The sequence below is a fragment of the Paenibacillus sp. J22FR5 genome, assembly GCF_059691975.1.
The window spans coordinates 13,467-25,585 of sequence record NZ_JCAUAN010000027.1; the positions used below are offsets into that span (position 1 = coordinate 13,467).

The 12,119-nt window shown below is 48.8% G+C and carries 11 protein-coding genes; 10 read left to right on the forward strand and 1 reads right to left on the reverse strand.

Annotated elements, in window-relative coordinates; all coding sequences use genetic code 11:
- Positions 1 to 14 precede the first annotated feature (14 nt).
- Complete coding sequence (locus AC58P7_RS25690) at positions 15 to 863, reverse strand: alpha/beta hydrolase (protein WP_497348037.1); 849 nt, start codon at positions 861 to 863, stop codon at positions 15 to 17.
- A 235-nt stretch (positions 864 to 1,098) separates the two neighbouring features.
- Here AC58P7_RS25690 and AC58P7_RS25695 point away from each other — a divergent pair, with 235 nt between their 5' ends.
- From AC58P7_RS25695 to AC58P7_RS25740, 10 genes are all read left to right on the forward strand, one after another.
- A complete protein-coding gene (locus AC58P7_RS25695; protein ID WP_497348039.1) occupies positions 1,099 to 1,395 on the forward strand; it encodes a LiaF transmembrane domain-containing protein in 297 nt (98 codons plus the stop codon).
- Positions 1,396 to 1,443: 48 nt separating this feature from the next.
- Positions 1,444 to 2,139 carry a PspA/IM30 family protein gene (locus AC58P7_RS25700; RefSeq protein WP_497348041.1) on the forward strand — a complete coding sequence of 232 codons (696 nt, stop codon included), beginning with the start codon at positions 1,444 to 1,446 and terminating at the stop codon, positions 2,137 to 2,139.
- Positions 2,108 to 2,569 carry a PspC domain-containing protein gene (locus tag AC58P7_RS25705; protein WP_497348043.1) on the forward strand — a complete coding sequence of 154 codons (462 nt, stop codon included), beginning with the start codon at positions 2,108 to 2,110 and terminating at the stop codon, positions 2,567 to 2,569. The genes AC58P7_RS25700 and AC58P7_RS25705 overlap by 32 nt, the downstream gene beginning before the upstream one ends.
- Positions 2,570 to 2,572: 3 nt before the next feature.
- Positions 2,573 to 3,259 (forward strand): PspA/IM30 family protein, encoded by a 687-nt coding sequence (locus tag AC58P7_RS25710; RefSeq protein ID WP_497348045.1) that lies wholly within the window; start codon positions 2,573 to 2,575, stop codon positions 3,257 to 3,259.
- 709 nt (positions 3,260 to 3,968) lie between these two features.
- Positions 3,969 to 5,471 (forward strand): sugar ABC transporter ATP-binding protein, encoded by a 1,503-nt coding sequence (locus tag AC58P7_RS25715; protein WP_497348047.1) that lies wholly within the window; start codon positions 3,969 to 3,971, stop codon positions 5,469 to 5,471.
- Positions 5,472 to 5,481: 10 nt separating this feature from the next.
- Positions 5,482 to 6,483 (forward strand): ABC transporter permease, encoded by a 1,002-nt coding sequence (locus AC58P7_RS25720; RefSeq protein WP_497348049.1) that lies wholly within the window; start codon positions 5,482 to 5,484, stop codon positions 6,481 to 6,483.
- A 63-nt stretch (positions 6,484 to 6,546) separates the two neighbouring features.
- Entirely contained in the window at positions 6,547 to 7,548 is a 1,002-nt protein-coding gene (locus AC58P7_RS25725) for an ABC transporter substrate-binding protein (RefSeq protein ID WP_497348051.1), read from the forward strand.
- Positions 7,549 to 7,664: 116 nt separating this feature from the next.
- Complete coding sequence (locus tag AC58P7_RS25730; protein WP_497348053.1) at positions 7,665 to 9,287, forward strand: response regulator; 1,623 nt, start codon at positions 7,665 to 7,667, stop codon at positions 9,285 to 9,287.
- Positions 9,284 to 11,074, forward strand: a complete 1,791-nt coding sequence (locus AC58P7_RS25735; RefSeq protein WP_497348055.1) for a cache domain-containing sensor histidine kinase — start codon at positions 9,284 to 9,286, stop codon at positions 11,072 to 11,074. Before AC58P7_RS25730 ends, AC58P7_RS25735 begins: the two co-directional genes overlap by 4 nt.
- A 15-nt stretch (positions 11,075 to 11,089) precedes the next feature.
- On the forward strand, positions 11,090 to 12,070 hold the full coding sequence (locus AC58P7_RS25740; RefSeq protein ID WP_497348057.1) for a substrate-binding domain-containing protein: 981 nt from the start codon (positions 11,090 to 11,092) through the stop codon (positions 12,068 to 12,070).
- Positions 12,071 to 12,119 lie beyond the last annotated feature (49 nt).

The following is a 12,119-nucleotide window of genomic DNA, read 5'->3' on the forward strand; positions in this document are numbered from 1 at the left end:
ACACAAAGGAACCATCAAGTCTTTTCAGGCGTAAGCGTATGCTGATCCAACCAGCCTACTAAATCAGCTAGGAAACGCTCTCGCCCTAGGTCATCAAATGGACGATGACGCATCGTCTCATAAACGTGGCTTTTTTTATCTTGTGAACCGACTACGTGTAGAAATTGTTGCAGCTTTTCCGGGGGAGTCATGTTATCTTCTAGGCCATATTGCAGGAGGAGCGGGAGTTGTAAAGCGTGTGCTCGATTCATGATTCGCGGAACGGCTTGACTTAACCCAAGTCCTAAGCCTGGCGTTACCGTACTATGACGCAACGGATCTGAATTCAATTTCGCAATCATGTCAGGATCTTGTGTTAATCCATCGGTGCTGCCTGATTTTTGAATGGTGAGCTGTGGTCTCAGTTTCCCCATTAGCTTAATGAGCCATTTTTCAAAGGTTGTCATTTCATACGAAATAGCAGGGGCAACCAAAACGAGGCCGTGAATCCCAGAGCCCTGACTGAGTACGTAGTCCGCACTAATCACGCCACCAAGACTGTGGCCGAGGATAAAGATAGGCAACTGAGGAGTCTCAGATCTGACGAGCTCTGTAAACGCATGCAAATCTCCTATGTACTCATCCCATGTACGAATGAACCCGCGAATACCTGGGCTTCTTCCATGACCGCGCGAATCAGCGGAATAAACAATATAACCGCCATGTACCAGTGCTTCACACAAATTAACTAATCCACCACTATGGTCTCCATGGCCATGGACAGCAATAATAGCGCCTTTGGCTGGTTCTTCTGACGGAGTAGCTCTTCTATAGAAAAGTTCAACCCCGCCAACCCCGTGAAATGTTCCCTCAATAACATTCATAAGAGAAGCCTCCTTATTAAGCTATTCTTCATTTTACCATAATACGTAAATCACAATCTCGAAAATTTCAGCCAAATTAGCAATGAGAAGCCTATCTATCATAGGTCGTAGACCCACCCCGACTAAGGTCTAGGAGCAAATACCGTCCACGGTCCGTTTTGGAAAGCTGTGATTTTACCTAGAATAAAGACATGAACAAGACAACAGCAAAACAAAGAAAGGCGGTGACGAAACGATGAAAAGAAATACTGGGTTTGCCGCTCTGCTAATCGCATTCGGCGCACTGATTTTATTCAATAAGCTAGGCTTTCACTTGGGTCACTTTGTAGGCTCGGTGATGGGATACGTAATTCCTCTGATTATGGTTGGACTGGGTTACGTGGGCATTAAGAACGGTAACAAATTAGGATGGATCATTGCGGGAATCGGGATCATCATTCTAGTAAGTAAGCTAGCAGGTTGGATCATTATCTTACTTGCGATCGGATTGATTGGATATGGTGTTTCGATGTTGAAAGGAAGAACGGCGTAACATAACGGCAGTAATCGAATACAGAGTGTGAAAAAAGGTGGAGTGAAGATGAGCCTATTTAGGCGGATGAGAGATATAACCGTGGCAACTTTGAATGAGCATTTAGAGAAGTCAGAAGATCCGGTACGCTTGATTGACCAATACTTAGCGGCTGGGCGTGAGCAGCTGCAGCAGTCCGAAAGGCTGTATCAGCAATGCATCAGTCACGCAGCATCACTTCGGCAGCAATATTTAACGGCACTTGAAACGAAAGAGAAGCGCGAGCATCAAGCGCTGCTAGCCTTGAAGGCCGGCGAAGAGCACATGGCAAGAATCGTGCTGCAAGAGAAGCTGCAGGCGGAAGAGAAAAGCGTGCAATATCATGAGCTTTATGAGCAAGCGAAGCAGTCCATCCTTGAGCTGGATGAGGAGCTGCAGCAGCTGAAAGCCGATTACAAAGAAGTCGCAGACAAACGCAGCTACTACTTGGCTCGAATGGAGTCCGCACGCTTGCAGCAGCGTATGCACGCTCGCAGCAGTGTCACACAAGATGGGGCACCGCGGATGTTTGGTCGATTGGAAGAGCGCGTATCCGATATGGAGCTGCATGCCAGAACACTTCGCGATGTCCGCCGAATGGGCCGCGAAAGCTACTACAGCGGGGGCAACCCAGCCGTAGATGCGGAAATGGAAGCACTTCGCAATAGACTGAAACAGGAGGGAACACAGGATCATGAACAAACTATATCGCTCACGAAGAGATAAGAAACTAACGGGCCTATGCGGGGGACTAGCAGAAGCCATGAATGTAGATGTCACACTATTACGTTTACTAGTCGTGATCACCACGTTTTTCACCGGAGGGACCGTCATTTTCATCTACTTTGTAGCGGCGATTGTTATTCCGAAGGAACCTGGGTTTGATCAGCCCCCATTTGATCCCTATGCAAGCTCATATGGTCCTCAAAACTATTCAGGGGGAGCATGGAATCATCATAAATCCCATAACCACCGCCAGGCTCCACAGCCGACTAGCAAGTATGCCTCATATGAAGCTAGCCAACCAACGAACAACATCGATGAGATGATGAAAGACATTGAGAAGAAAGCATTGCAAAGAGAAGTAGATGAACTAAGAGCCAAAGTCGCTCGCTTCGAAAAACAAACATTGGATAGTAAAAAAGGAGACGTGTAAACCATGGGTGTATTTACAAGAATGAAGGATATGACGAAAGCATCAATTCACGAGGTATTAGATAAAATTGAGGATCCGATCGTGATGTTGAATCAATATCTGCGCGATATGGAGCAAGAGATTGCCCAAGCAGAAGTAACGGTTGCACGCCAAATCGCAAGTGAGCGGAAGATGAAGCAGCGCTTAGAGGAATCCGTTCGTCTAGTAGCTGATCGTGAAGCCAAAGCTTCCGCAGCAATCAAAAACGGTCAAGAAGCGATTGCTCGTGGGGCTGTTGAAGAAAAGCTGTACCATGAAGATAAAATTGTGGAGTACACAGATCTGCACGCTGCAGCGAAAGCACATGCCGATGAATTGACGGTGCAATTGCACGAAATGAAAGACGAATTCTACAAAATGCGCAACAAACGCAACGAGCTTGTGTCCCGCGCTCAATTGGCCAAAGCTAAGAAACAAATGGCACAAGTGTCCTACAACGGTGTGATCGAAAGCGGCAACGCGTCCCGTGGCTTCCAACGGATGGAAGAGAAGATCATCCAACTCGAAGTTGAAGCGGAAATCGCTCGCAAACCTTACGTACCCGCAGGTTCTGTAGGGAGCTACGCGCCGATCGACACAGCGAAGCAAGCCAAAGTGGATGAGCAATTGAACCTGCTCAAAGAGAAATTGAACGGCCAAGCTGCTGAATAGCAGCTGGAAGATGTGCGGAGCCCCTCGTTGTGAGGGGCTTTTTGGTGTTGTTGGGGGTTGGGGAGGGTAAGGCAAGGGGAGTTCACGGAGAGGGCGCCAAGGCTTATCGGCTACTCCCGGGCTCAATCGAACCCTAGCCCAACCCCACTTGTACCTGCATCCGTACCACCAACCCCAGCCCAAGCCCAAGCCCAAGCCCAAGCCCAACCCTGTCCCCTCAATCCCTTGTCCATTGGATAAATCCAATGGAATGCTCTTAAAACTAGCCAAGTTTTGAATTTGATTGGAATCCAGTCAAATCGAGATTTTTGGGCCTTTTTGGGCCGATTGAGGTCCCACAACTGGATAAATCCAATCTAGAAGCGATTTTTTCACAAAATTAGTTAAAAACACTGTATTTATCCAATATGCGCGTGCAGAGATGACCTATTCGAACCTAACATGACCAAGAAACGAACCTTTCCTGTATCTGTAAGCGTGTTTTACATCACTATAGAGCAAGGTTTGCGCTTTCACTCATCTGTAGTGATGATTTTCATCCTTACAGCAATGTATCCGCAGACACGAGTTTTTTCCGCACCTCTCCCCAAATCAGAAGATTTTCAACGTTTTTGAAGAGATTTATCGACTCTCAATTCAGCTTCTGGCAGGTAGAATGAACTCATGAAGCGAGGGACATGACGAACTGGGGTACGAGGTGAGATAGATGATGAATGAAGAAGTTTTGCTACGGATGGAAGGGATTGAAAAGCATTTTCCCGGCGTGCACGCTCTGCATCAGTGCCGGTTGGCGTTAGCCGCTGGTGAGGTTCATGCGCTAGTCGGTGAGAATGGGGCGGGCAAATCGACGTTGATGAAAATTGCCACGGGTGTGTACCAGAAAGATGAGGGACGCATCCTGGTGAAGGGCAAGGAAGTGAGCATCTCCAATACGCGGACAGCGCAGCTTCTCGGCATCTCGATGATTCACCAAGAGTTGAATCTGATGCCGGATTTGACGATTGCTCAAAATATTTTCATCGGCCGCGAGCCGAGACACAGTATCAAGCTTTTCGTCGATGATCGCAAGCTGAATGAGCAAGCGCAGCACCTCTTGGATCAAATGAACCTACAGTTAGATCCGCGAACGAAAGTAGCGGACCTGACGGTTGCCAAGCAGCAGATGGTGGAGATCGCGAAGGCGCTATCCTTTCAATCTGAGGTGTTGATCATGGATGAACCGACAGCTGCCCTCACGCACGCCGAGATCGAAGAGCTGTTCCGGATCATCACGCAGCTCCGCAGCCGAGGTGTAGGGATTGTCTACATCTCACACCGGATGGAGGAACTGAAGCGCATTAGTGACCGCATCACGGTGATGCGTGATGGCCGCTATATCGATACGGTGCAGACGCAGACGACATCCATCGATCAGATCATCGCCATGATGGTAGGACGTGAGCTTTACGTCAGCCCAAATCAACAAACGACGACCACCTCGCAGACCAAGGTGCTGGAGGTTTCCAAACTAAACCGCGGCTCAGCGGTGAAGGACGTTTCCTTCCATCTGGCCAAAGGAGAAATCCTCGGCTTCGCTGGTCTCATGGGAGCGGGGCGCACGGAGGTGGCGCGGGCGATTTTCGGCGCAGACGCGATCGACTCAGGCGACATCCGCATCCACGGACGGCAAGTTCAGATCAACGCCCCGCATGACGCAGTGAAGCATGGCATCGGATATTTATCCGAGGATCGCAAGCGCTACGGGCTCATGGTGGAGATGGATGTGAAAATGAACATCGCCCTGGCCTCTTATAAGAAGGCGCGGAAGCTTGGTTGGATGCAAGATGGCGTTATAGGCCAGACAGCGCAGCATTATGTGGAAGCGCTTCAAATCAAGACGCCAACGATCCATCAGCAGGTGAAATTCCTGTCCGGCGGTAACCAACAGAAAGTCGTTATCGGCAAATGGCTGCTGCGAGACTGCGATATTCTCATTTTCGATGAACCGACAAGAGGCATCGATGTGGGAGCCAAAACCGAGATTTACAAGCTGCTCGATGATCTCGCGGCGCAAGGGAAATCGATCATTATGATCTCCTCGGAGCTGCCAGAAATATTACGTATGAGCCATCGCATCATGGTCATGTGCGAGGGACGCATAACAGGTGAACTCACACAACAAGAAGCTACACAGGAAGCTATTATGAAATTCGCCACAATGCGGATTAGTTAGGAGGAGCCCCATGTCAATATGGCTTGCACAGAAGAAAATCGTACCCACCTTGTCTAAACAAAGCGGGGCTGCACAGAAGCTGCTGGCATTCGCCAGCTTAATTATGCTCGTTCTCATTTTTTCCATCTCGTCTAGTAACTTTTTTCAATTCGATAATCTCATTGCCATTATGCTCTCGACCGCTGTTATCGGAGTTCTAGCCTTGGGCTCGACCTTCGTCATCATTACCTCTGGGATTGACTTGGCCGTTGGAACGGTCATGACCTTCTCCTCCGTGATGGCTGGTGTGATCATTACCACGTGGCAGCTACCGATGCCGCTCGGCATTGTCGGAGGCATTCTTACCGGAGCTGTCTGTGGACTCATCAGTGGATTGCTCGTAGCCAAAATGAAAATCCCGCCTTTCATCGCAACGCTCGCCATGATGATGGTGACGAAGGGCTTATCGCTTGTGATATCTGGAACGAAGCCGATTTATTTTAATGACACACCCGCATTCGCCCAGATTTCGATGGGTTCACTGATCAGCGATATCCTGCCAGGCGTTGAGATCCCGAACGCAATTCTTGTCTTCTTCGGGGCGGCGATTATCGCCAGTATCATCCTCACCAAAACGATTATCGGTCGTTATAACTTTGCCCTTGGCAGCAATGAAGAGTCCACGAGGCTTTCCGGTGTTAACGTCGACTATTGGAAAATCGTCATTTATACACTGACAGGTGTGTTTAGTGGGATTGCCGGCATCATGATGGCCTCTCGACTCAACTCGGCACAACCTGCGCTTGGATCTGGATATGAGCTGGAAGCCATCGCGGCCGTGGTCATTGGGGGGACGTCCCTCAGCGGGGGTAAGGGTTCCATCCTTGGAACCGTCATTGGTGCCTTGATCATGAGTGTATTGACGAATGGACTTCGTATTTTATCCGTGAAGCAAGAGTGGCAGACGGTCATTGTCGGGATTGTGATTGTGTTAGCGGTTTACGCAGATATGATGCGCCGCAGCAAGAAATAACCTTGGTATTCACTCCATCAGGAGTCCTATACAACCAAATTGAGAAGCAAGGGGCGAGGTACAGTGCATAAACGGACTAAGAAATTTGCTGTAGCATCATCTTTGGTATTACTTTCAGCCATTTTATTGAGCGCTTGCGGTTCCACGACGAAAACAGCTACACCAACAGCGGGATCAACCACAGCAGTAAAGTCAGATAAAATTTATATTCCGGTCATCTCCAAGGGCTTCCAACATCAGTTCTGGCAAGCTGTGAAACAAGGTGCTGAGAAAGCCGCTAAGGAGTTTAACGTCGAAATAACGTTCGAAGGTCCTGAGACGGAAACACAGGTTGATAAGCAAATTGAGATGCTGCAAGCGGCACTGGGCAAAAAGCCGCAGGCCATCGCATTCGCTGCCCTTGACAGTAAAGCGGCGACGCCGCTGCTTGAGAAGGCCAAAGCAAGCAAAATCCCTGTCATCGGCTTCGACTCCGGTGTAGATAGCGACATTCCGGTGACAACAGCTGCCACCGATAATAAAGCAGCCGCTGCGCTCGCCGCTGACAAGATGGCTGCACTCATCGGTAACGAAGGCGAAATCGCCCTCGTCGTGCATGACCAAACGAGCCGCACAGGGATCGACCGTCGAGATGGTTTCACCAATCAGATCAAAGCAAAATATCCGAATATCAAAATCGTTGACACGCAATACGGCGGTGGCGATCAGCTCAAATCAACAGATTTAGCCAAAGCGATCATACAAGCGCACCCGAATATCAAAGGCTTCTTCGGCGCTAACGAAGGTTCAGCTATCGGTGTTCTGAATGCCGTGACAGAGCTTAAGAAAGATAAAATCGTTGTCATCGGCTACGATTCCGGTAAGCAACAAATGGAAGCGATCCGCAGCGGCAAAATGGCTGGCGCGATTACGCAAGATCCAATCGGCATCGGCTACTGGTCCGTGAAAGCGGCTGTGCAAGCGATTAAAGGCGAAACTGTTGCCAAAAATATCGATACAGGCTTCCACTGGTACGACAAAACGAACATTGATGCAGCGGATATTAAACCACTCCTATACGAATGATATTGAAGAGGCTGCGCCCCCCACGGGCAGCCTCTATTGTCAGTTTCTGGGCCTGCTTGTACAATACACATAGAGCCTAATAGAGCCTAATTCGATTTCGCCAGAGGTGAACGCACATGTACACAATCATCATGATTGATGACGAGGATGAAGTCAGAGAAGGCATTAAGAGGAAGACGAACTGGGAAGCATGCGGCTTCCAGCTTGTAGGCGATTACGATAATGGCCGAGACGCATATGAGGCGGTTGAACGGCTGCAGCCGGATGTCGTCATCACCGACATTAACATGCCGTTCATGGACGGACTTCAGCTCACAGAGCGGATTGTCGCCAAGTATCGCACCATCAAAGTCGTCATTGTAACCGGTTACGAGGATTTTGAGTACGCGAAGCAAGCGATCAAGCTGAAGGTAAAAGACTATTTGCTGAAGCCGATCAATAGCGCAGAATTCACCGAATTCCTGCAGAAGCTATGCTCCGAGCTGGATGAGGAACGTAAGCAACGGGAGGATATCACGTTCCTCCGCCGCCAGTTCCAAGAGAGCATGCCGCTGCTGCGAGAACGATTTCTGGAGCGTTTGGTCACGTCGGGTATGAGAAAAGACGAGATCGAGCGGAAGCTGCCGATGTTTGGTCTGCATTTGAACGGATCTGGTTCCGGGCATACCGTACTAGCACTAGATATTGACGATTTTCAAAGGGAACTGTACAGCGATCAAGTGGCGGAAGAAGAGCTGCTGCGATTTGCGGCTTATAATATTTTGCATGAAATTGTGGAGAAGGAACATGGCGGTACGGTCTTTCGAACCCGGGATGATAAGCTTGTCGGACTCGTTTCGGGAGACCAGGATCAGGTGGAAGTCATCTGCCAAACGCTGGCCGAACAAGCGAGATATAGCATTGAGAAATATTTAGGCATGACGGTCACGGTAGGCATTAGCCGCATGTGCGCGGGACTGCAGGAGCTGCCGAAGGCTTTTCAAGAAGCCGTAACGGCGCTGGATTATCGCTTTCTGCTTGGCAATAACCGCATCATCGCTATCGGGGATATGGAGTTTGGAAGCAGCTTGGACAATAGCAGCTATGTACGGATGGAGAAGAGACTGATCTCAGCGATCAAAACAGGGGACAAGGCCGTCATTTCCCAAACCCTGCACGATTGGATTGACGATTTGAAGAAATCGGCGTGTCCGATGGAGACCTGCTATGGCAAGCTGAGCAAATTGCTCGTCGCCCTGATGAATGTTGGGGTGGAGACGGGGCTGGATGAAGGAGACGTGCTGGGCGACCATTCGTTCATGGAACTCTACACACGCAAAACATTAGATGATGTACGGCATTGGCTAGAGACAATTTGTTTAGCCTTCGTAGATCGGCTGGCAGAGAAACGTACACATGTGTCGCAAGCGCAGCTGGAGTCGGCTGTTGCCTATATCCACGAACATTATGCCGATGAGCAGCTTTCGCTGCAACAGGTGTGCAATCATATTTATATGAGCATGAGTTACTTCAGCGCTTTATTCAAGCCGCATACGGGAGAGACCTTCATTGAGTATGTGACCCGTTACCGCTTGGATAAAGCCAAAGAGATGCTAGCTACCACACAGCTCAAAACATATGAGCTCGCTGCCAAGGTAGGTTACGGTGATCCGCAATATTTTAGTGTTATTTTCAAAAGACATACAGGGATGACGCCGAAGGAGTTCAGAGCCGCCAACAAGGCTGGGCTGAGCCTATGAGAAGTCTACTCCATGCCTTCCAATTCAAAAGCATTCATACAAAGTTCGCGCTAGCTTTTTCCTGTCTAATTTTATGTACAACAGTCATTCTCAGCTACAGCGCATATCGACTCTCGACGGTTGCTGTAACGGATGCCTCGCTGACCTATACGAATCAGTTGATCGAGCAAGTGAATAAGAATATCCAAACCTATATCGGCAATATGGAGAGTATTTCTACCCTTTCATTGAGTAACACAGATCTGAAGCAATATCTCTCTTTGAAAAATCCGCAGGAAGCCGAAGCGCAGCAGTTGGAGCACCAGATCAGCAGCTATTTCAGCACAATTGTTGCATCGCGAAATGATATCGCTTCCATTGTGTTCATTGGCTCGAATGGCGCTGTTGTATCGGATCGGGTATCGCCCCAATTCAAACCGTATGCCGAGCTTATTTCCCAAGAATGGTACACGAAAGCGAGCAGGAGCAAGGGGGATATCGTGATTTCCTCCTCGCATGTGCAGCACCTGTATAAAGATGAATATAAATGGGTCGTTTCCATATCGAAACAGATGCCGAACCCACAACCTGGCGCGGCAAGCGGTGTGCTGCTCGTGGACCTGAACTTTAACCTCATTAATGATTTATGCAATCAAATTCAGTTGGGGCAGCGTGGGTACGTGTTCATACTCGATCAAAGTGGCGATCTCATTTATCATCCACAGCAGCAGCTGCTGTATTCCGGCTTGAAATCCGAGGATATCCGCGCATTGATGCAAGCCAAAGACAGCACTTTCGAGACGGTGGCGACGGATGAAAATAAGATCTACACCGTGCGTACCACGAATTTTGGGTGGAAAATTATTGGCGTGACTTACGCTGGTGACCTCAGCGGGAACAAAAAAGACATGCAGCTGACCTCCGCCATGTGGGGAGGTATTGCGCTTATCATTGCGCTGGCCATTTCAATTTGGCTGTCGATTACGTTGACCAAACCGATCAAGCAGCTGGAAGTGCATATGAAGCAGGTGGAGAAGGGGAACTTCGATATCCGTGTCGATGTGGAAGGTGCGAACGAGATTAGTAAGCTGTCACGGACGTTTAATCTGATGATTAGCAAAATCAAAGAGCTCATGAACCAGACGGTGCTGGATCAGGAGGTCAAACGGATTAGTGAACTCAAAGCGCTGCAGGCGCAAATTCAGCCTCATTTTTTATATAACACGTTGGATTCAATTATCTGGATGGCCGAGATGGGGAAAGTCGACGATGTCGTGACGATGACCTCTGCCTTGTCCAAACTGCTGCGTTCGAGTATTAGCAAAGGGGAGGAGCTCATTCCCATCTCCGTGGAATTGGCTCATATCGAAAACTATTTAACGATCCAAAACATCCGTTATCGCAATAAATTTACGTACGACATCGAGGTGGAAGCGGATCTATTGGAGGATCGTATTTTGAAAATCGTCCTGCAGCCGCTGGTCGAAAATGCGATTTATCATGGCATGAAGCATTTGCCAGAAAGCGGGCATATCCGCATAACGGGGCGGAAGCGGGACGGTGTTATCGAGCTGAAGGTGATAGATAACGGTGTTGGGATGAGCGAGGAGCAGCTGAAGGCTTTGAAGCTGAAGACCCATCAGCCGCAATCAGGCAAAGGCTTCGGTTTGCATAATGTGAATCATCGCATTCAGCTGTATTTTGGAGAATTGTATGGCTTGCATTTCGAAAGTGAGCTGGAAGAAGGTACAACCGTCAGCATTACGATTCCCGAATTGCCGCCTATTCCGGATCATAGTGAAGACTAGAATCGAGGTGTTCTTTTGAAAATTAGAGTGGGTGCTGTTGTGATTACGCTTGCTGTCGCCGTTATTCTGACCTCGGGATATCTAATCGTCGCTAAGAATTTTGGCGCGAAGAACGAATCGATCATTTTGATTCCCAAAACGATTGATCCGCATGTGGAATTTTGGCAGGTACTGAATCAAGGCGTACTTACAGCGGCGAAAGAGTATAATGCAGATATTAAGATCATGGGAACGGGATCTGAATCGCAAATCGATGGGCAGATTAAGCTTGTGGAACAAGCGATAGCTGAGAAGCCGAAGGCGATCATTCTGGCGGCAACGGACTACAACAGGCTCGTTCCTGTTTCTAGACATGTCATCGATGCGGGCATCACGCTGATCACGGTTGATTCCGGTTTAGAAGGCGGCGTTTCAACCAGCTTAATTGCGACAGATAACTACGCGGCTGGGCGCAAAGCGGTGGAAACGATGAGAGGTTATGTGCAAGGGCCAGCAACCTACGCAATCGTGAGCTTTGTGAAAACCTCGACCACCCAGCTGGATCGCGAAAACGGGGTGCGGGATAGTTTAAAGAGTGATGCTTCCGTTAAGCTGCTAGATTCGTTGTATAGTAACGGATCTGAGGATAAGGCGTATGAGCAAACGAAGGAGCTACTAAGGGAGCATTCGGACATCAAGGGGATTTTTGGGCTGAATGAGGTATCTACAATTGGTGCCGCTAGAGCGCTGAAGGAGCTGGATCCCGACCGAACTATTAAACTTGTGGGGTTTGACAGCTCGATGAATGAAATCTCCTTCCTGGAGGCGGGGATTTTGCAAGGGACAGTCGTGCAGAAGCCTTTTAACATGGGTTATCTAGCCGTCAAAACAGCCCTTCAAGCTCACCGCGGCGAAGCGGTCAAACGTATGATGGATACGGGTTCAGAGGTGATCACCAAAGAGAATATGTATACGAACGAGAATCAGAAGCTGCTGTTTCCTTTTGTCGGGAAGTAGAACGCGGATTTTGTTATAATTTCGAGATATTTAGACAAACATCCCTGCA

What these genes read in the sequence shown, in the direction of transcription:
- AC58P7_RS25690 (WP_497348037.1), bottom strand. Translation starts at nt 863, where the DNA reads ATGAATGTTATTGAGGGAACATTTCACGGGGTTGGCGGGGTTGAACTT.
- AC58P7_RS25700 (WP_497348041.1), top strand. Translation starts at nt 1,444, where the DNA reads ATGAGCCTATTTAGGCGGATGAGAGATATAACCGTGGCAACTTTGAAT.
- AC58P7_RS25705 (WP_497348043.1), top strand. Translation starts at nt 2,108, where the DNA reads ATGAACAAACTATATCGCTCACGAAGAGATAAGAAACTAACGGGCCTA.
- AC58P7_RS25695 (WP_497348039.1), top strand. Translation starts at nt 1,099, where the DNA reads ATGAAAAGAAATACTGGGTTTGCCGCTCTGCTAATCGCATTCGGCGCA.
- AC58P7_RS25735 (WP_497348055.1), top strand. Translation starts at nt 9,284, where the DNA reads ATGAGAAGTCTACTCCATGCCTTCCAATTCAAAAGCATTCATACAAAG.
- AC58P7_RS25720 (WP_497348049.1), top strand. Translation starts at nt 5,482, where the DNA reads ATGTCAATATGGCTTGCACAGAAGAAAATCGTACCCACCTTGTCTAAA.
- AC58P7_RS25730 (WP_497348053.1), top strand. Translation starts at nt 7,665, where the DNA reads ATGTACACAATCATCATGATTGATGACGAGGATGAAGTCAGAGAAGGC.
- AC58P7_RS25715 (WP_497348047.1), top strand. Translation starts at nt 3,969, where the DNA reads ATGAATGAAGAAGTTTTGCTACGGATGGAAGGGATTGAAAAGCATTTT.
- AC58P7_RS25710 (WP_497348045.1), top strand. Translation starts at nt 2,573, where the DNA reads ATGGGTGTATTTACAAGAATGAAGGATATGACGAAAGCATCAATTCAC.